The following is a 17,700-nucleotide window of genomic DNA, read 5'->3' as shown; positions in this document are numbered from 1 at the left end:
TTCTGGGATCCGTTTTATTGTCCTTTCATATTCACGATGAAAAAACTACCAGTGGAAACGGCACAAAGTAATCCGTCATCTCGATAAACCTTTCCTTCAAGAATGATGGTTTTATTGCCTGTATGCATAATGTTACACGTACAAGTCAACTGTTCACCGATAGCAGGTTTTACATATCGTACCTGAATGTCCGTTGTCAAAGTAGCATAACCCTCTGGGACTGTCGAGCCGGCAAGAGTGCCCATTGCTGAGTCAATTAGTGTGGCGATGATTCCTCCGTGAGTGATGTTCAATTCATTATGGGATAAAGGGGTGATAGGCATCACCATCGAAAGAGATGTGCCGTCGTGGCTAACCTGTTTGTTAAGCTTAAGGAGATTGGAGATATAGGAGTATTTATCATTTTTTCTTTTCTCCTTCAGGCTGGAGATGATTCCTGATAATACGCGTAGATCTGCTTCATCGGCCGTGATTGCCAAGTTCTTGAAATCCTCGACAAGTGCTTCTATACTCATAAAAAACATCCTTTTTTCCAATATTATACTATATGTAGCCGGATGAATGAATAAGATCCATGCACTTTTTCATACATAGAGGCATATCGTAAAATAGGCGATGTCTTAGTGTGAGGTGAAGAGTAATGGCAAAAAAAAAACGCCCCTCCATTGATGGATTTAGGGAGTTTGTCAAGGTGCATCCATATTTAGTGAATGAAGTGAGAAATAAGCAAGCAACATGGCAGGAGCTTTTTGAAGAATGGTACCTACTCGGTGAAGATCATCCACGCTGGCAGGCTGAGGACAGTGTGCAAGCTTCTGTAGGAAAGACTGAACCGGTGGTAACCGCCACAGAAAAGGGAGAGCAGAGCTCTGAGTTACTGGGTACGGTCATGAGTGCCGTTAAAAACATGGATATCGGACAAATACAACAATATATTTCAAGTGCCAACCAAGCAATTGGAGCCATTCAAGGTGTGCTATCGGCTTTCCAGGGAAATAAATCGGGCGGGGACTCCACTCCTCCGCCAAAAGCACCTGAGCAGAGAAGTAATCCATTTTTATTTAACAAGGATTAAGTAGCGGGAGGGAGGAAGGATTCCATGCGTCAAAATGTGTATGACTTCATCCAGACTAATGAGGATATGAAAAAGTATTTAAGGATTCAGCCTGCTTGGTATAAAAGGTTAATGCGTAATCCCCATGAGTTGGATAAATTTGAAACAGAAGCAAAGTACTTTTTTGAAAAATCAATTCCCCATCGAATCTCTAAATTCTCCGATAGTGTTCAGGTTGCTTCGATGATGCTCCATATGTTCCAAGCGATGAATGTACCAAGCGAATGAAGAAAAAAAGAGTAAATTACTCCTTTTGGCAAATAATATTGACAAAAGGGGGACGATGTCATGAAGAGAATGATTATAGTTCTAACAGTGCTGATGGCAGCAACAGGTTGTGGAAAGAAAATCCCTGAACCCAAAAATGTCTCGGCTGCTAGTGTTTCTGACCTTAAGGCTGCCACCACTGTACAAAGCGCCCAAACGATGGATGAGGATTTTAAAGTGAAGACTTTTGTCAAAGGAAACTCTGTATATGTGGAATGTTACCTGAACGACTATAGTTTTTCAGGAGATACTTCAAAACAGTTGGCCACTGTTTCTGTCCTTTTAGATGATAAAAAGAGAATCAATAAGCATACGGCAGCCTTTATCCTAAAAGATATTCCACATGGCGCGCATAAGATCAGGCTGGAGATATTGAATGACTCGGGTCAAAAAACGGGTCTGAATAAAGAGATCGAAGTACATATCACGTCCACTATGTAATCATAGCAATGGCATATGAAAAGAATAAATGGTAAAATGATGGTGGAGGTGAGCTTATTTATGCTTGCTACTATGGAAATTGTTGATATTTTACAACATGCAGACGGATTAGCAGAAACGATCCTTCATTCTGATATAGGGGAAAATTATCTTCTTAGTTTATATAAATTACAAAGCGATAAAGAGGCGCAAACAAAAATCTCCAAGTTTACTTCTCTAAAGGATCTTTTTGAAGATGTACAAAGGTTCGGTAAGTATCATCCGGACTATAAGCGCATCAATATGGAGACCCGAGAGGCAAAACGGGATATGGATATGCACCCTACCATTGCTGAGTTCAAGATGGCAGAAACGGAATTGCAGAGTATCCTAGATGAAATTAGTGGCTTAATCGGCCATGCTGTTTCGGAACAAGTGAAAACACCTGCAGGAAATCCATTTTTCGTATCTTCAGGCGGCTGCTCGTCAGGAAGTTGCGGAACAGGTGGAAGCTGTGGTTGTTCTGCATAAGATGATGAAAGCCTGGACATTTCACCAGGCTTTTTTTTTCGGCAAATGTTCATTTCACTCACGAGCAAGATACAGTCTGGACAATCATTACTTCTTAGTCACTCAATGGTTTTCATCCCCTTTTACTCATGACCCCGAAATGATTCATAATAGTAAGAGAATTTTGTTTATAATCATTTTTCTTGGTTGAAAGAAAGGATTCTGCTATGCTAAAATTAGTTAAAGCCTTTATAAAAGGGAGTTATTGATATGCTTGGAGCAAGACAAGGAATTATCGTCTATTTACATACATTAAAACAAGCCAAAATGCTTAGGAAGTTTGGAAATATCCATTACGTTTCAAAGAAGCTGAAATATGTCGTCCTTTATACGAACATGGATGAAGTTGAACCATTGGTTGAAAAGCTGAATAATTACTCCTTTGTCAAAAAGGTTGATCTTTCTTATAAACCTTTCCTTAAAATGGAATTCGAAAATTCTAAACCGGATAAGGCTAAGGAATACGATTATAAAATGGGTATCTAAAAAGTGCTGACTCGAGGAGTCAGCACTTTTTTTCATCTCTTCAGCCCAATGGCGGTAGGTATCTATTCATACGCAAAATACCTATCAAGTGCTGATAGTACAATTCTATTTCGGCGAAAAGTTTTGAAGACTTCACATCTATTTCTATAATTGGTCTGTCTAGTTCTTTAGCCAGATCTTCAAATAGTTGATATCGTTTATTGGCGGTAAAATGAGGGTTTGGGATCCCCTCACGGCAAATATATAGAGGTTGGAATTTTCCCGGATCTGTTGGTTGCATGACGATAACCAATGAAGTTACCTTTTTATCATCAAGCGTAGTATGCATGGCCAGCATCCTAGCTACACGGTGTTGCTGATTGCGCCCTACCTCGATCAGTTCATATATATCTGAATAACCTTGTCCAAGTTCTATAAAACGTTGAATCAATTAAACCTCTCCTCACTAACTTATCTTTCATTACTTTATCATTTTATCCCGTAAAAGAGAAGAGCCAACTTAAAGCTGAATCGGTTCTAAAAAGCCCATGATAACGGCAGTTTCATAAAAAAAACCCTGCACTTTCATGCAGGGTCCTTCTATGTCTAATTAAGGACCAGAAGGCAAAGGGAGAGGAGAAACCGGAGGAAGACTTATGGGGAAACGTAAGCCTTCTCCGCGGTTGGCAACAACACTTAATAAGTCATGTTGTTATTTTCATTATGACCAAAATCAGCTTATCTATTCAAACTATTAGAGATTTTAATGAGGAGGATATGCCCTTTTTATTTAAAGGGGGAATGTATTTAAATTGTTCTCGCTTAAACGGGTGTATTTGGCTTTTGTTATTGGCTAGTAATTTCTAATATGTTAGGATAGGAAAGTAACAGAAATTTGTCATAAAATGTGGTGAGAATGATGAGGGTCGTTTCCGGAAGTTGCAAAGGAAGACCACTTAAGGCTGTACCGGGTACAGGAACCCGGCCGACTACGGATAAAGTCAAGGAATCCATTTTTAACATGATTGGTCCTTATTTTGAGGGCGGGATTGTTTTAGACTTGTTTGCCGGCAGTGGTGGATTGGGAATCGAGTCCTTGAGCAGGGGGATGGATCGAGCTATCTTTGTAGACCGCGATTTTAAAGCTAACCAAACTGTCAAGGCGAACTTGGAACTATGTAAATTCACGGACTGTGCTGAGGTTTATAAAAATGATTCAGAACGTGCATTAAAGGCGTTGGTGAAAAGAGAAATGATCTTTGATTTGATTTTTCTTGATCCACCTTATAAAAAGCAAAAGCTCGTGGATTTATTGGAAGAGATACATAAAAACCGCTTGCTCAGCGATATGGGGTATATTGTTTGTGAGCATGGCGATGATGTTTCGTTGCCAGAACAAATTGGCGACTTTACAATCAAGAGAAAAGAAGTATATGGGAGTATTGCGGTAACGATTTATCAGTGGGGGAACGTACACGAATAGGGGGAACGATGAATGTCGAAAATAGCGATTTGTCCGGGAAGTTTTGATCCGATTACTTTTGGCCATCTTGATATCATTCAAAGGGGAGCTAACGTATTTGATGAGGTCTATGTAGTTGTTGTGAACAATTCAGCAAAACATTCACTGTTTACTGTAGAAGAGAGATTGAAGTTAATCACTGAAGCAACGGCTCATATGCCGAATGTTAAGGTGGATTCCTACCAGGGATTGACGGTCGATTATGCTGAAAGCGTTTCCGCCAATGCAATTATCAGGGGCTTGAGGGCGACTTCAGATTTTGAATATGAGATGCAAGGAACCTCGATGAATAGATTTTTGAACAACAATATTGAGTCATTTTTCATCATGACGAAAAATCAATATTCATTCTTAAGTTCCAGTATCGTAAAAGAGGTAGCGAAATATGGTGGGGATATAACAGAATTAGTACCGCCTGTTGTTCAGAAAGCTTTGACACAAAAGTACGAAGAACAAAAAGCATAGGAAAGAGAGCATGGCCCGCTTCGTGGACTGTGCTCTTTTTTATTTATGAAAGTCGCTGATGAGACGTTTAGCGAATAAGATGATGTAAATCATGAGAAAAGCGAGTGTGAGAAGCGGACCAAAATCCAACATGTATTGGTAAAGAGAATGTGCACGTTCTCCTGTAAATCCATTGACCGGGAAATCATTAATTACATTTCCATTGTAATCAGTGCCTCTATAGAAGGGTTCCCAGAGTATAACGGTAATAATGGCGGCAAAGAAGCCATGTGCAATTCTGGCCAGGAAAAATGGCATAAAACGAATATCGGTCGTTGCGATGATACTGGCCACTTGGGCTTGAATACTAAATCCATTGAAAGCAAGGATGAAACTAGTCATGATTGTCTGTTGCAGGAGGGTCGCATTTTCTATCTTGCTGGTTAATTTAGATCCAAGTGTCATTTCAAACATGCCTGAGATGAATGGAAGGCTTAAAGAATCGGGAAATTTCATGAGATGCAATATCCCTCCGATTCCTGTCGCAAGCAGGCTGGTTATATTCATATGAAATAAAAGTCGATTGACAACAGAAAATAGGATGATGAATCCACCTATCATAAGGAGCGTTTGAATGGAGGATAGAACGGCATCACCAAGCAACGTTCCAAACGGCCGGGTTTCTTTTAAGCGTGTGCGGTGCATTTGACTAAAGGCTTGTCTGATGGAAGGCAGTTTAGCTGTGCTTTTGGGCTGGAGTTTCCCCTTTTCCTCTTTTCTCCGATAAAAGCGCATCAAAATCCCTACACACAGATTGCCTAAATAATGGGCAAGTGCCAGGATGATGCCCAAGTGGGGATTGTGGAAAAATCCTACGGCAACTGCAACGAATAGGAACAGAGGGTTGGATGAATTAGTGAAGCAAACGAGTCTTTCCGCTTCAATTTGGCTGACTTGTTTCTCTTGACGGAGCCTTACCGTGAATTTGGCTCCTGCCGGAAAACCTGATGCAAGCCCCATAGCCCATACAAACCCTCCAACACCGGGTACGCGGAATAAGGGTCGCATGAAAGGTTCGAGTATCACACCGATGAACTTGACTACGCCAAAGCTAATTAATAACTCCGAAAAAATCAAGAAAGGAAGGAGGGAGGGAAAAACAATTTTCCACCACATATTTAATCCACCTTTAGAAGCGTCAAAGGATTCCTGGGGGAAGATGACTAAGCCAACTGCCATCATGGTAACCGTGATGGCTAATACTATTGTTTTAGATTTTGATTTAAGCAAGTTCTGAGCCTCCTCCTAAAAGGGTTACGAATAGCGTAGGGTCTACTGGTAAAACATGATAAAATGTAGATAATAGATACAGTGAAAGGCTATATGCTTCGGAAAGTTATCTGAATCTTCTGTTGTTTGGCTTGTTTTACTGTCAATATAAACAATATGCTTCTATAAAACTGTTTAAGACCATAACTTTGTATGAGTACGATTTTGAAAAGAATTGAACTTTTATAGTGAGGGGAGATTTTTATGCCGCATCCAAAGATCGGGTTAGCACTCGGGTCGGGGGGAGCGAGAGGTTTTGCACATATTGGAGTAATTAAGGTGTTGCAAAAAGAAGGCATTCCAATAGATATGATCGCCGGAAGCAGTATGGGAGCGATGGTGGCTACCTTTTATGGCGCGGGTTCAGATATTGAGAGGCTTTATACACTTTCGCGAGCATTTAAACGTAAATATTACTTGGATTTTACGATACCAAAAATGGGCTTTATTTCAGGTAAACGAACGAAGGATTTAATCCGGGTTTTCACATACGGCAAGAATCTTGAAGATTTGGATATACCGGTGGCTGTTGTTGCCACGGATATCAGGACGGGGGAAAAGGTCGTATTTCGTGAAGGACCGCTAGCCCCTGCGGTAAGAGCCAGTATCTCGGTCCCGGGAATTTTCGTTCCTGAGAAAATTGGAGATCGACTCCTTGTCGATGGAGGGGTAATAGATAGGGTCCCGGTTTCGGTCGTAAAGGAAATGGGAGCGGATATTATCATTGCTGTGGATGTTGCACATGTGAAACAGGACGTAGAAATAAATTCGATATATGACGTTATCATGCAAAGTCTCGACATCTTGCAAATGGAATTGGTGGAAAGTAGAGTAGTTGCCTCGGATGTCATCATCCGACCAAGAGTGGAAAAATACAGTTCAAAGGCATTTACAAATATACAGGAAATAATTAGTATTGGAGAAGATGCTGCTAGGGATAAGGTAGATCAGATTAAGCAAAGTATCAGTGCTTGGAAGGAGTCTTATGTAGATGAATCGTAAAATGTTTGTACGCACTATCCTGGTGGCCGCTATACTCCTTATAGCCTCGGCGTTATATTCTCTCCCATATTATGTGACGAAACCAGGAATGGCTAAAGAATTGGAGCCGATTATTCAAGTATCGGGTGCGGACGAAGAGCAAGGGAGCTTCATGTTGACTACCGTAAGGATGGGGAAGGCGAATATTTACTCCTATTTATTAGCTAAGTGGAGTAAGTACCAGGAAATTTATCCGGAGACCTCGATTCGTAGTCAAGATGAAACAGACGAAGAATATAATGTCAGGCAGTTGCATTTAATGGACGGGTCTAAAAATAACGCAATTAAGATTGCTTATGATAAAGCGGGCAAAGAGGTAGATTATCAATACTTAGGTGTATATGTTCTGGATGTACTCGAAGAAATGCCGGCAGCGAAGGAATTGAAGGCGGGAGATCAGATTATACAAGTCGATCGTGTGAGATTCAAGTCAGCCCAAGAGTTCATGGACTATATCAATGGTAAGAAAGCTGGAGACGAGATTGATTTGGTGTTTAAAAGGGAAGGTGAAGAGAAAAAGGTCACGATTCCTTTAAAAACATTCAAGGATGATTCCAGTAGGGTAGGAATAGGCATCTCCCTTGATGATTATCGTAAGGTTATCACGAAGCCGACCGTTACGATCGATACGGATCAAATTGGTGGGCCCTCAGCTGGATTGATGTTCTCCCTTGAAATTTACAACCAATTAACAGAGGGGGATATTACAAAAGGCTACGATATAGCGGGGACAGGAACCATAACGGATGATGGGACAGTTGGTCCAATCGGCGGAATCCAGCAGAAGATTGTCGCAGCTGATAATTCCGGAGCCGAAATCTTTTTTGCCCCTAATGAAAATGGCGCGTCAGGGTCGAACTATGAAGAGGCGATGATAGCAGCGAAGGACATTAAAACGAAAATGAAAATCATCCCCGTGGATAGTTTTGATGACGCATTAGAGTATTTATCCAAGATCAAGGAAACGAAAAAATGAAAAAAAGCGCAAGCAGTCTAACTGTTTTGCGCTTTTTTGTGTGATAGGGAGAGGATCTGCCTTTCATGTGTCCAACGAATTGGTTTTTATGATTGGAGCTTCAAACTCCCTCTTCATTAACGCCGTTTGATAAGGTTCGCGTAGCCCCATTGCATATACCTGTGCAGCTCGCATGTCCGTATCGATATGACGATCTTGATAGGCTGAAAGCCTGGATATGAGCGGGACCGGCAACTCTTTTTTTACTTTCCGAAGGTAAGCTTGCCCCCTATGATTCATGCCAAGCAACCTGATATAAGAAGGTTCCTCGGCATGAATCATATCTTCTTTTAACGTATTGGTCAAAATATGGACACACATCCGTTGAATTCGGGTCCAGGTATAGCGTTTTGTTTTCATGGCGGTCATGAAGTCATGAAAGTTCATAGCTTCCTTTGCCATTTCCTTCATCCGATACTCGATTCCTTCCTCTATTTCATAGATGTCGGCCAACTCTGTCAGGGAGGATGCGAGAATCCGATACTTCAATAAAGGCCAATACATATTCCATTCATGTAAAGCATGATAGGTGGCTAGGTAATGTTGAAGCCCATGCAAGGTTGAAGGGGGGATATAAGTCCCCACTGCCTCTAATTCCTGTTTTTGTTCTAGTAGCGCCTTGCGGATCCCTGTTGCGCTCGCGATGGGGCTTGAAGATAGCTGGACATCATGGTAGCCAGCGGCCACCCGTTGTATCGTATAGGGTTCAATCGAGAATCCATTGGATAGGGCCGTACTAACATACTCTTTACCAAGGATATTATTTGGCTTTGTTAAATCCAACATCTCCGTGTTCTTGCTTATCGCTTGGAATGCCTTTGATGCACTTGCAGGGTAACTGTTTCCCTTTTCCATCAAAGATTTAAGAGTTTCGTTATATGTTTCGGCATTTTCAGATAGAATGCCATGGGCCTCGATGAAGGGTTCGATTCGGCCATCTTCACTGCCGAAACAGAAGGAGTCACAGCCCAAATATTCGAGAAGGGATATGGAACCTTTCGCGAATAGTTCCGCTTTTTGGACAGCAAAGGGATAGGGAAGTTCAATGACAAGGTCAATGCCACCCAGTAGGGCCATTTCCGTTCGTGACCACTTACTGACAAGCGCCGGTTCACCTCGCTGTAAAAACGGTCCGCTCATCACAGCAACCACTATATCCGACTCTGTCTTTTGTCTGCTTTCTCTGGCATGGAGTGCATGGCCATTATGAAATGGATTATATTCGACTACTAAACCGCAAGATTTCATTCAATCACCTCAGAGAAAAACTTTGTATTTTTCCAACTTAGTGCTAAAATAGTATTTCAAGTAAGAGAACTAGAATGTTTCGTCCTGATTTTTTGTTTGAAATGATTTTAAACTTGGCAAATCAGTTAGGATGACTACATTATAGTGTAAAGAAAAAATATTGACAAACTTATAATTGAAAGCTATAATTATTTTTGTTGCCTTGAGGTGATTTCATATGAAATGGACAATTAGTCAACTTCAAAAAATTCGGGACAAAAATTTGCAGTTAGATGAATTGGTGGATGTCTTAGACATTAAGGAAAGAGACAAGCAAATACGCGACGTTTCTCCAATTAGAGTAACAGGAAGAGCTGATATCAACTCGACCGAGATTACTTTTCACTTACATCTTACAGGTGAATTAACATTACCTTGTTCCCGTACACTGGTAGACGTGAAATATCCGATTGATATTGATACAAAGGAAACCTTTCTTTTAAAAGCAGATGGCGATCATTTCTACGGAGAAGACGTTACTGTGGTGGAAGGCGATGTTGTAGATCTTATACCGGTAATTAAAGAAAATTTATTGCTAGAAATTCCGATGCAGGTTTTTTGTGAGGATGTCGATCCTAATGAAGCTGCTCCTCAATCCGGGAAAGACTGGGCTGTTATTTCTGAAGAAGAAACTAAACATAAGGTTGATCCTAGATTTGCAAAGCTTGCCGACTTTTTTGACAACAATAAAGAATCTTAATTGGAACGAAAAATCGCTAATCCGATTTTTCCAGCTTTTTTATATTTTTTAAGGAGGTGGGAATAATGGCTGTACCTTTTAGAAGAACGTCGAAAACTGCAAAAAGAAAACGTCGTACGCACTTCAAGCTTCAAGTACCTGGTATGGTAGAATGCCCGAGCTGTGGTGGAATGACTCTTTCACATCACGTGTGTAAAGAATGTGGAACATATAAAGGAAAAGAAGTTGTCGCAAAATAATTTCTTGACCTACTCGAAAGCATTGCTTTCTTGATTATGCAACACGCTAATCAAAGCGCAGAGATAAATCTCTGCGCTTTTTTTACAAATTAATTTAATTGAATATTTAGAATAAATAGAGACATGGAGAAGGTGTTCACGTGTATAACACATTAATCGTTGAAAAGAATGCAAAAGGATACTTGAAGATTTCATTTAATAGACCTGAGAAAAGAAATGCGGTTAATTTTCAGTTGATGGATGAACTAGGAATAGCTTTATCACAAGCGGCTAGTGATAAGGATGTCAAAGTATTACTCTTGACGGGAGAGGGCTCCCAGGCTTTCTGCTCGGGGGGCGATTTAAGTGAATTTCAAAATCTTTATACAGAGGGAGAGGCTTTTGCCATGCTATCGAGGATGGGGAAAATCCTGTATGAACTGGCGATCTTTCCGAAACCTACAATTGCCCTACTCAACGGAAGCGCTGTCGGAGGCGGGTGTGAAATTGCCACGGCTTGTGATTTCAGATTGGCGAAAAAGGGGATAAAGTTAGGGTTTGTTCAGGGAACGCTAGGGATAACAACAGGCTGGGGGGCAGCGTCACTCTTGTTTGAAAAAATTCCGGAACAAAAAGCGATGAAGTTACTGCTTGATGCTAAAGTACATAGCTCCGAGGATGCAAAGGAATTTGGTTTCATAGACGAGATAATTGATATGGAAGACTGGGAAGGATTTCCCCAACATTTCCTACGCCATGAACCCGGGGTTTTAATGGCTTATAAAAAAATACTGGTTAAGAAATGGGAAGATGGAGGCCTGAAAGAAAGAATGGATGCGGAAATCCGTGAATGTTCCAAACTATGGGCAACGGAAGCCCATCATGACGCAGTCAGCCGTTTTTTAAATAAAAAAAAATAAATCTTTATCGCTTCTATATTCCGTCTATCTTTCCTATCAAGTGCATATCATGAAGTAAAACTTGCTTGGAGGTAGAGAGATGACGATTGCGAGACAAGATGCATGGACACAGGACGAGGATTTATTGTTGGCTGAAGTGGTGCTAAGGCATATTAGGGAAGGCAGTACGCAACTGAAGGCATTTGAAGAGGTGGGGAAACAGTTAACAAGAACGTCTGCAGCCTGCGGTTTTCGTTGGAATTCTTTTGTCAGAAAGCAATATAAGTCAGGAATTGAGTTGGCTAAAAAGCAGAGAAAAGAACAGGCCATGCGGGATAATGGTTTCGAAGGGGAAGCTGTTGAGAATGAAGAAGTCCCGAACGAACAAGAGGTAGCAGCTGAGTGGAAAAGGGAATTGCCATCATCGCCATCTACTCCTCTCCAAGACGTTATTTCATATTTAACGAAGGTGGATGAAACCTTTAAAATTGATAGGGAAGAAATGGAAAGGAATGCCCGGCATTCTTATAATCTTGAACAGGAAAATGAAAGGCTGCGGGAAGAGAATGAGTTATTACGGGATAATTTAAGAGTAGTGGAAGAAGATTATCGGGCTCTCATGCAAATTATGGAGCGGGCTAGAAAACTCAGTGTCCTAGAAGATGAAAAGTTAAATCCAAAGGTGAGTTTTCAAATGGATAAGAACGGTAACTTGGAAAGGGTAAATAAATGAAAAATGCGGGTGGAAAAAATCCGCCCGCATTTTTCATTTATTCTTGTATATCTATGATTTCATCTTGTTTTTCAATGGGGGTCCAAATCAAAGGATTTTCTCCGTAGTCACGATCCATTTCATAGGATGCGGGAGAGAAGCCCATCTTTTCCCAGAAAGCTTGGGAGTGTACCCTGGAATTCGTTTTGATTGGCATATTAAAGCTTTTGGCGAAGTCGACTAAAGCTTTGCCGTACCCTTTGTTTTGGTAGTTGGGAAGAACTTCGAGCTTCCAGAGGACAAGAAAGTCTTTTGTTTTATCAAAATATCGGTCGAATTTAGCATCTTTTTTGTATAGGCTCATTCTAGCAACCAACATGTCACCATAAAAGATGCCGTAGAAAGGCGATTGACTGTCGTTCTCAATGATATTCCCCTCTAAATCATCGAGCATGGATAATTCTTGCATCCCATATTCCTTGAACTTCTTGAACTCCTCAAGCGTCTTAAAATTCACAAGTAACCGTTCCACCTTGTATTCCATATAAAACTCCCCCTCATTTTGATAAACTACTCCCGTCATGCTTTTAAATCAACAAGTAACCCTAACTACAGTCACCATTAAAACCTTTCCTCACTAAATCGAGTCTAACAAGCCGTTTGATCATTATCCCTTTCCTTTTCTTTATATCGATCATCAAAGAATAAAGATAGGGTATCATTCGTTCATGTTTAAAAACTTTAAGGAATCCACGACTTTTCATATATAATATACCATTAATTTAGCTCGTGAAGAAGGAGTTATACCCATGGCTGGCGTATTTATACTTCTCTATGTTTTTGTGCAATTAGCTGTTGAAAGACGGAAATGTGATAACGATTTGTTTGTAGCATTTTGTTGGTCCACCTTGATATGGAAAAAGCAAGGTAGTGAAAAAAGAATATGTGTTAAAATAGTCAGTATATGAGAAAAGTTAGGAAGGGTAATATGAAAATCGGCGTAATTGGAGGCGGCTCCGTCGGATTGTTATTCGCCTCTTATTTAAGTGAGAGGCACATTGTAACGATTTATACACGTACAGAGGAACAGGCATCATGTATTAATAGTGAGGGTCTCCGTTGCATCGTGAATGGAGTGACCAGGAAAAGAAATATAACATCCAACGCAATCGAAAGTGGAATAAGGGGAGAAGAGATAATCCTAGTCGCGGTTAAACAGTATCATATACCGCAAGTCCTGCCAGTGATCGAGGGGATGGATGTACCTTTGTTGTTTTTGCAGAACGGCTATGGGCACATTTCTTATTTAAAGGAGTTGAAGTCAGCGACCGTTTGTGTTGGTGTGGTGGAACATGGGGCGTTGAAGCTCGACCCGAATACAGTGGAACATACCGGGTTTGGTATAACCAGAGTTGCGTCTTTCAGGGGGGACTTGAATGTACTTCCATTTCTGGATGCGAACAACGACTACTTTCCATTCCGTAAGTGTGAGGACTACCATGCCATGCTAATGGACAAGTTAATCGTTAACGCTGTAATCAACCCTCTGACCGCGTTATTGGAAGTGGAAAATGGGCGTTTGATCAGTAATCCGTTTTATTACCGATTATTCCAGGAACTATTTGTTGAAATATCGTCTGTACTGGAATTACCAGATGCAGAGGAATCTTTTAACCACGTAAAATCCGTGTGTTCGAAGACCTCAGAAAATAGATCTTCCATGCTGAAAGATATTGAACTTGGAAGAAAAACGGAAATCGACGCAATCTTAGGTTATATCATTTCGGAGGCAATACGAAAAGAGAAAAAGGCATGTTTAACGTCTTCTCTTTATGCAATGATCAAAGGAAAAGAGTTCCAAGGGGGATGAGGGTATGCCAAACTTTGTTTCAAGTCTTGCCGCGATTTTCATTACACTTCCATTTATAGGTTATGTCATATTTTTTATTAGTGCCAAGCAATTCACAAGGAACCATAAGCGTTCCGTTCAATTTGCCATGGATATGAGTACTTTGTTTTTTGTATTATCGGTCCATTATTTAATAGTGACAATTTGGGACATACATATTTTTTGGGTGATCATGCTCATCATGATAGCCAATGCATTCGTTGTTGTTCTTGTCCATTATCAAGTTAAAGGAGAAATCATTTTTCAAAAAGTATTGAAAGGATTTTGGAGAGTGAACTTCGCATTCTTTTTTTGCGCGTACCTTCTTTTATTTTCTATAGGATTTTTTACGAGAATTACTAGAATCTTTACTGCATAATGAATGGCAAAGCATCAATTTTCTGCTCCTGGGCAACATTTTTTGTTTTCTTAAAACAGAATGTTATACTCTAAAAAGAATTGTAGTTGCAGAGAAAGGGAGAACATACATGGAGATGAAAGATCTCGCGTTACCATCATTAAACCGTTTCGCATCGGACTATTTACAGGGCGAGCTTGAAACGGAAGATTATTTTCACTATGACTTGTCCAACCCGGACATCTATCGCAATAGATATCAAGAGCTGATGAACAGGACTTTTTCACGAGAAGCATTATCGAATTACATACAGACATATATGTCTCGTTTTTCAAGCAGTGAGGCTGTTAATAAAAACATTGAAGAATTACGACGTGATGATTCGGTCGTTGTCGTTGGAGGACAGCAGGCGGGCTTGTTGTCTGGTCCCCTTTATACGATACATAAAGTGATTTCAATCATCAAGCTTGCACTAGAACAAAGGAAGTCACTGGGAAAACCGGTCATTCCTGTGTTTTGGATAGCTGGAGAAGATCATGACCTAGCTGAGGTCAACCATGTGTATGTCATGAAAAATGGTAAACCGGATAAAAAATCTTATCCTTCATATCAGCCTTTCAAGACCATGATCACAGATATAGAAATCGATGAAAAAAAGATGGAGCAATGGTTCGAAGAAATCATTGAAACATATGGGGAAACCGCCTTTACGAATAAACTCCTTATTGATATGAAGGAAACCGTTAAGCAATCGAATACATTCGTCGACTTTTTTGCTCGTTTGATTCACGAATGGTTCCAAGAATATGGCCTCTTGCTTGTTGACGCAGGTGATCCAGCCCTTAGAAAATTAGAAACAGGCTTTTTTGAGTCGTTGATAGGAAAAAGCGAAAAGATTGCGGAAGAGGTTGGAAAGCAACAAACTTTCATGCAAGAACAAGGTTATTCCAAAATGATTGAAATGGGAGAACAGCCAGCCAATCTGTTTTATTACGATACTGCCAAAAAAGATCGCTGCTTACTTAAACGGTCGGAGGGCAGGTTCACTGCCAGAAATGGTGAGCTCTCTTTCTCGGAGCAGGAACTCTTGCAAATGGCGAAAACCCATCCAGAGCAATTAAGTAATAATGTCGTTACGCGCCCACTCATGCAGGAAATGCTCTTTCCCGTTCTAGCCTTCATTTCTGGACCGGGTGAAATTGCCTATTGGGCAGAATTGAAACGAGCATTTGAACTATTTGCTATGAAGATGCCACCCATCATCCCAAGATTGAATATAACAATCGTTGAGCGGGGTATCCAGACTGACTTAGATGAAACGGAAATAACGTTGAAGACAGTGCTGACCGAAGGGACGGCAAAAACCGTACAGCGTTATCTCGATTCTGTGAAAGATGAAACGGTCGATCACTTATTCCAGACGATGAAATCCCAACTTGAAGAGAACCATCAAAAGTTATCGATGCATGCTGTTTCATTGGATAAGGGGCTTGAACCGATTCTAAATAAAAATATAGAATTCATCCAGAAACAATTGGCATTCATGAACGGTAAGATTGGGGAACGGACAAAAGAACGTCACTCGTTCGTCTTGAAAAAATACGAACGTATCGCCAATTCATTATATCCTTTGGAATCTCCCCAAGAGAGAACCTGGAATGTTTTTTATTACTTGAATCAATATGGACCCGATTTTATAAAGGAAATCATGAAACTGGACTATCAGTTTAATAACCAGCATAAACTGATTTACTTGTAAGGTCTCCGCGGTGGAGAAAAGTGGAGGATATAAAGAAGATTAAAGACAGGTGATTCGCCTGTCTTCTTTTTGTTTTCCGAAAACTTTCGACAGGAAAAGAGGAACACTCTCTTAGTTTGTGCCCATTCGAGAAGAAGAGAGGTTTTCGATAAGAATATTGGCTAAATAAACTTCTATGTAAAAGAAGGGGATTTTTACAATAAAGGCGAAAGTAAAAACAAGTGGAGAAAGGTGGGGGAATGTGGTACATTGAGATTAGAATGTGGGGGTAGTGGGTATGTTCATGGGAGAGTACCATCATAACATCGATATAAAAGGCCGTCTGATTGTCCCGGTGAAATTCAGGGACAACCTAGGGGAACAATTTGTGCTTACCCGCGGACTCGATCAATGCCTATTTGGTTATCCTATGAATGAGTGGAAGCTATTGGAAGAGAAGCTGAAAGCCCTGCCCATAACCAAAAAAGACGCTCGTGCCTTTACCCGTTTTTTCTTTTCCGCTGCAACAGAATGCGAAATTGATAAGCAAGGGCGAATTAATATTCCCACGCCGCTTACTTCATATGGCCAATTGGAAAAAGAATGTGTAATTCTTGGTGTTACCAATCGAATTGAGATTTGGAGCAAATCCCTTTGGGAAAACTATTTTTCAGCTTCAGAGGATTCTTTCGCTGAGATAGCAGAAAATATGATTGGCTTTGAAATTTAAGGCTGCCCTCGAATAGAGTGACTCAATTACCGATTGGAAGGATGTCTAACATGTTTCAACATACAACAGTGTTATTAAAAGAGACGGTTGATGGCTTGAACATCAAACCTGATGGAATTTATGTAGATTGTACTTTAGGAGGAGCAGGTCACAGCGAATACTTGCTGTCACAGCTCTCTGACAAAGGCAGATTGTATGCTTTTGATCAGGATGAAACGGCGATTCAGAATGCTAAAGCTAAATTAGAAAGCTATGGGGACCGTGTCGTACTTGTTCCTAATAATTTTAAATATCTTCAAGAAGAGTTGAATGCTCGTGGAGTCAATAAGGTAGATGGGATCCTTTATGATTTAGGTGTGTCCTCTCCACAACTAGATACACCTGAACGTGGATTCAGCTACAATCACGATGCTCCACTGGATATGAGGATGGATCAAAGTGCGGCGACTTCAGCTTATGATGTGGTGAATTCATGGTCTTACCATGACTTGCTCAGGATTTTCTTCCAGTATGGGGAAGAGAAATTCTCCAAGCAAATTGCCCGGAAAATAGAAGCGGCCCGTGAAATAAAACCGATTGAAACGACATTTGAGTTAGTGGAATTAATTAAAGAAGGAATTCCTGCCCCGGCCCGACGTAAAGGTGGACACCCTGCAAAACGAGTATTCCAGGCAATCAGAATCGCTGTAAATGATGAATTGGGCGTATTTGAGGATTCCCTTGAACAAGCGATATCCCTGTTGAATCCCGAGGGAAGAATATCTGTCATCACTTTCCATTCATTGGAAGATCGGATATGTAAGACGGTATTTAAAAAAGCCAGCGCCCTACCAGATCTTCCGCATGGCCTACCGATCATCCCTGATGAATTCAAACCGACTCTGAAATTAATTACAAGAAAACCGATTTTACCTTCGGAAGAAGAGCTGGAAGGTAATAACCGATCACGCTCGGCGAAATTAAGGATTGCCGAAAAACAGTAA

Annotated in this window: 23 protein-coding genes; 18 read left to right on the top strand and 5 right to left on the bottom strand. The window is 40.6% G+C overall.

Annotated elements, in window-relative coordinates; translation table 11 throughout:
- Positions 1-14: 14 nt before the first annotated feature.
- A complete protein-coding gene (locus tag ACIQXH_RS09680; RefSeq protein WP_402868126.1) occupies positions 15-515 on the bottom strand; it encodes a PaaI family thioesterase in 501 nt (166 codons plus the stop codon).
- A gap of 125 nt (positions 516-640) precedes the next feature.
- On the opposite strand from ACIQXH_RS09680, the gene ACIQXH_RS09675 reads away from it, so the two are divergent.
- From ACIQXH_RS09675 to ACIQXH_RS09655, 5 genes are all read left to right on the top strand, one after another.
- A complete protein-coding gene (locus ACIQXH_RS09675) occupies positions 641-1,075 on the top strand; it encodes a YlbD family protein (RefSeq protein WP_402868128.1) in 435 nt (144 codons plus the stop codon).
- 24 nt (positions 1,076-1,099) lie between these two features.
- Entirely contained in the window at positions 1,100-1,342 is a 243-nt protein-coding gene (locus tag ACIQXH_RS09670) for a YlbE-like family protein (protein ID WP_402868130.1), read from the top strand.
- A gap of 60 nt (positions 1,343-1,402) precedes the next feature.
- Positions 1,403-1,822, top strand: coding sequence for a hypothetical protein (locus ACIQXH_RS09665; protein ID WP_402868132.1), 420 nt, complete (start codon positions 1,403-1,405; stop codon positions 1,820-1,822).
- A gap of 60 nt (positions 1,823-1,882) precedes the next feature.
- Positions 1,883-2,332 (top strand): YlbF/YmcA family competence regulator, encoded by a 450-nt coding sequence (locus ACIQXH_RS09660; protein WP_402868134.1) that lies wholly within the window; start codon positions 1,883-1,885, stop codon positions 2,330-2,332.
- A 249-nt stretch (positions 2,333-2,581) separates the two neighbouring features.
- A complete protein-coding gene (locus ACIQXH_RS09655) occupies positions 2,582-2,857 on the top strand; it encodes a YlbG family protein (protein WP_402868136.1) in 276 nt (91 codons plus the stop codon).
- A gap of 40 nt (positions 2,858-2,897) precedes the next feature.
- On the opposite strand, the gene ACIQXH_RS09650 is transcribed toward ACIQXH_RS09655, so the two are convergent.
- Complete coding sequence (locus ACIQXH_RS09650) at positions 2,898-3,287, bottom strand: DUF7147 family protein (RefSeq protein WP_402868138.1); 390 nt, start codon at positions 3,285-3,287, stop codon at positions 2,898-2,900.
- A gap of 468 nt (positions 3,288-3,755) precedes the next feature.
- On the opposite strand from ACIQXH_RS09650, the gene rsmD reads away from it, so the two are divergent.
- Complete coding sequence (rsmD, locus tag ACIQXH_RS09645; protein ID WP_402868565.1) at positions 3,756-4,319, top strand: 16S rRNA (guanine(966)-N(2))-methyltransferase RsmD; 564 nt, start codon at positions 3,756-3,758, stop codon at positions 4,317-4,319.
- Positions 4,320-4,331: 12 nt separating this feature from the next.
- Positions 4,332-4,823, top strand: coding sequence for a pantetheine-phosphate adenylyltransferase (coaD, locus tag ACIQXH_RS09640; protein WP_402868140.1), 492 nt, complete (start codon positions 4,332-4,334; stop codon positions 4,821-4,823).
- A 39-nt stretch (positions 4,824-4,862) separates the two neighbouring features.
- Here coaD and ylbJ read toward each other — a convergent pair whose 3' ends face one another.
- Entirely contained in the window at positions 4,863-6,092 is a 1,230-nt protein-coding gene (ylbJ, locus tag ACIQXH_RS09635) for a sporulation integral membrane protein YlbJ (protein WP_402868142.1), read from the bottom strand.
- 243 nt (positions 6,093-6,335) lie between these two features.
- On the opposite strand from ylbJ, the gene ACIQXH_RS09630 reads away from it, so the two are divergent.
- Together ACIQXH_RS09630 and ACIQXH_RS09625 are read left to right on the top strand one after the other, a co-directional pair.
- Positions 6,336-7,133 (top strand): patatin-like phospholipase family protein, encoded by a 798-nt coding sequence (locus ACIQXH_RS09630; RefSeq protein ID WP_402868144.1) that lies wholly within the window; start codon positions 6,336-6,338, stop codon positions 7,131-7,133.
- On the top strand, positions 7,123-8,148 hold the full coding sequence (locus ACIQXH_RS09625; RefSeq protein WP_402868146.1) for a SepM family pheromone-processing serine protease: 1,026 nt from the start codon (positions 7,123-7,125) through the stop codon (positions 8,146-8,148). The genes ACIQXH_RS09630 and ACIQXH_RS09625 overlap by 11 nt, the downstream gene beginning before the upstream one ends.
- Positions 8,149-8,211: 63 nt before the next feature.
- Here ACIQXH_RS09625 and ACIQXH_RS09620 read toward each other — a convergent pair whose 3' ends face one another.
- Complete coding sequence (locus tag ACIQXH_RS09620) at positions 8,212-9,435, bottom strand: nucleotidyltransferase (protein ID WP_402868148.1); 1,224 nt, start codon at positions 9,433-9,435, stop codon at positions 8,212-8,214.
- A 217-nt stretch (positions 9,436-9,652) separates the two neighbouring features.
- On the opposite strand from ACIQXH_RS09620, the gene ACIQXH_RS09615 reads away from it, so the two are divergent.
- From ACIQXH_RS09615 to ACIQXH_RS09600, 4 genes are all read left to right on the top strand, one after another.
- Positions 9,653-10,174 carry a YceD family protein gene (locus ACIQXH_RS09615; protein WP_402868149.1) on the top strand — a complete coding sequence of 174 codons (522 nt, stop codon included), beginning with the start codon at positions 9,653-9,655 and terminating at the stop codon, positions 10,172-10,174.
- Positions 10,175-10,239: 65 nt separating this feature from the next.
- A complete protein-coding gene (rpmF, locus tag ACIQXH_RS09610; protein WP_402868151.1) occupies positions 10,240-10,413 on the top strand; it encodes a 50S ribosomal protein L32 in 174 nt (57 codons plus the stop codon).
- 140 nt (positions 10,414-10,553) lie between these two features.
- Positions 10,554-11,312: an enoyl-CoA hydratase/isomerase family protein gene (locus ACIQXH_RS09605; protein WP_403123233.1), complete on the top strand. Its 759-nt coding sequence runs from the start codon at positions 10,554-10,556 to the stop codon at positions 11,310-11,312.
- Positions 11,313-11,391: 79 nt separating this feature from the next.
- Entirely contained in the window at positions 11,392-12,024 is a 633-nt protein-coding gene (locus ACIQXH_RS09600) for an RsfA family transcriptional regulator (protein ID WP_402868155.1), read from the top strand.
- 37 nt (positions 12,025-12,061) lie between these two features.
- Here the strand turns inward: ACIQXH_RS09600 and ACIQXH_RS09595 are convergent, their stop codons facing one another.
- A complete protein-coding gene (locus ACIQXH_RS09595; RefSeq protein WP_403123230.1) occupies positions 12,062-12,547 on the bottom strand; it encodes an N-acetyltransferase in 486 nt (161 codons plus the stop codon).
- 444 nt (positions 12,548-12,991) lie between these two features.
- On the opposite strand from ACIQXH_RS09595, the gene ACIQXH_RS09590 reads away from it, so the two are divergent.
- The 5 genes from ACIQXH_RS09590 (at position 12,992) to rsmH (ending at position 17,700) form a co-directional block, all read left to right on the top strand.
- On the top strand, positions 12,992-13,873 hold the full coding sequence (locus tag ACIQXH_RS09590) for a 2-dehydropantoate 2-reductase (protein ID WP_402868157.1): 882 nt from the start codon (positions 12,992-12,994) through the stop codon (positions 13,871-13,873).
- Positions 13,874-13,877: 4 nt separating this feature from the next.
- Positions 13,878-14,270, top strand: coding sequence for a DUF3397 domain-containing protein (locus tag ACIQXH_RS09585; protein WP_403123227.1), 393 nt, complete (start codon positions 13,878-13,880; stop codon positions 14,268-14,270).
- Positions 14,271-14,379: 109 nt separating this feature from the next.
- Entirely contained in the window at positions 14,380-16,008 is a 1,629-nt protein-coding gene (bshC, locus tag ACIQXH_RS09580) for a bacillithiol biosynthesis cysteine-adding enzyme BshC (protein ID WP_402868161.1), read from the top strand.
- Between the two features lie 277 nt (positions 16,009-16,285).
- The gene (mraZ, locus tag ACIQXH_RS09575; RefSeq protein ID WP_402868162.1) at positions 16,286-16,717 is read left to right on the top strand and encodes a division/cell wall cluster transcriptional repressor MraZ; all 432 of its coding nucleotides are present in this window, start codon (positions 16,286-16,288) and stop codon (positions 16,715-16,717) included.
- A 50-nt stretch (positions 16,718-16,767) separates the two neighbouring features.
- Positions 16,768-17,700, top strand: a complete 933-nt coding sequence (gene rsmH / locus ACIQXH_RS09570) for a 16S rRNA (cytosine(1402)-N(4))-methyltransferase RsmH (protein WP_402868164.1) — start codon at positions 16,768-16,770, stop codon at positions 17,698-17,700.

The sequence above is a fragment of the Peribacillus sp. NPDC097225 genome (assembly GCF_044761955.1).
Lineage (GTDB): Bacteria > Bacillota > Bacilli > Bacillales > DSM-1321 > Peribacillus.
The sequence above is the reverse complement of the archived record's forward strand: the minus strand, read 5'-3'. Positions and strand labels throughout refer to the sequence as shown.

Excerpts from the sequence above, each read along its gene's own strand:
- rsmH (WP_402868164.1), top strand. The coding sequence starts at position 16,768 with ATGTTTCAACATACAACAGTGTTATTAAAAGAGACGGTTGATGGCTTG.
- mraZ (WP_402868162.1), top strand. The coding sequence starts at position 16,286 with ATGTTCATGGGAGAGTACCATCATAACATCGATATAAAAGGCCGTCTG.
- ACIQXH_RS09675 (WP_402868128.1), top strand. The coding sequence starts at position 641 with ATGGCAAAAAAAAAACGCCCCTCCATTGATGGATTTAGGGAGTTTGTC.
- bshC (WP_402868161.1), top strand. The coding sequence starts at position 14,380 with ATGGAGATGAAAGATCTCGCGTTACCATCATTAAACCGTTTCGCATCG.
- ACIQXH_RS09660 (WP_402868134.1), top strand. The coding sequence starts at position 1,883 with ATGCTTGCTACTATGGAAATTGTTGATATTTTACAACATGCAGACGGA.
- ACIQXH_RS09670 (WP_402868130.1), top strand. The coding sequence starts at position 1,100 with ATGCGTCAAAATGTGTATGACTTCATCCAGACTAATGAGGATATGAAA.
- ACIQXH_RS09590 (WP_402868157.1), top strand. The coding sequence starts at position 12,992 with ATGAAAATCGGCGTAATTGGAGGCGGCTCCGTCGGATTGTTATTCGCC.
- ACIQXH_RS09595 (WP_403123230.1), bottom strand. The coding sequence starts at position 12,547 with ATGGAATACAAGGTGGAACGGTTACTTGTGAATTTTAAGACGCTTGAG.
- ACIQXH_RS09655 (WP_402868136.1), top strand. The coding sequence starts at position 2,582 with ATGCTTGGAGCAAGACAAGGAATTATCGTCTATTTACATACATTAAAA.
- ACIQXH_RS09615 (WP_402868149.1), top strand. The coding sequence starts at position 9,653 with ATGAAATGGACAATTAGTCAACTTCAAAAAATTCGGGACAAAAATTTG.
- ACIQXH_RS09600 (WP_402868155.1), top strand. The coding sequence starts at position 11,392 with ATGACGATTGCGAGACAAGATGCATGGACACAGGACGAGGATTTATTG.
- ACIQXH_RS09585 (WP_403123227.1), top strand. The coding sequence starts at position 13,878 with ATGCCAAACTTTGTTTCAAGTCTTGCCGCGATTTTCATTACACTTCCA.
- rsmD (WP_402868565.1), top strand. The coding sequence starts at position 3,756 with ATGAGGGTCGTTTCCGGAAGTTGCAAAGGAAGACCACTTAAGGCTGTA.
- ACIQXH_RS09665 (WP_402868132.1), top strand. The coding sequence starts at position 1,403 with ATGAAGAGAATGATTATAGTTCTAACAGTGCTGATGGCAGCAACAGGT.
- ACIQXH_RS09625 (WP_402868146.1), top strand. The coding sequence starts at position 7,123 with ATGAATCGTAAAATGTTTGTACGCACTATCCTGGTGGCCGCTATACTC.
- ACIQXH_RS09620 (WP_402868148.1), bottom strand. The coding sequence starts at position 9,435 with ATGAAATCTTGCGGTTTAGTAGTCGAATATAATCCATTTCATAATGGC.
- rpmF (WP_402868151.1), top strand. The coding sequence starts at position 10,240 with ATGGCTGTACCTTTTAGAAGAACGTCGAAAACTGCAAAAAGAAAACGT.
- ACIQXH_RS09630 (WP_402868144.1), top strand. The coding sequence starts at position 6,336 with ATGCCGCATCCAAAGATCGGGTTAGCACTCGGGTCGGGGGGAGCGAGA.
- coaD (WP_402868140.1), top strand. The coding sequence starts at position 4,332 with ATGTCGAAAATAGCGATTTGTCCGGGAAGTTTTGATCCGATTACTTTT.
- ACIQXH_RS09680 (WP_402868126.1), bottom strand. The coding sequence starts at position 515 with ATGAGTATAGAAGCACTTGTCGAGGATTTCAAGAACTTGGCAATCACG.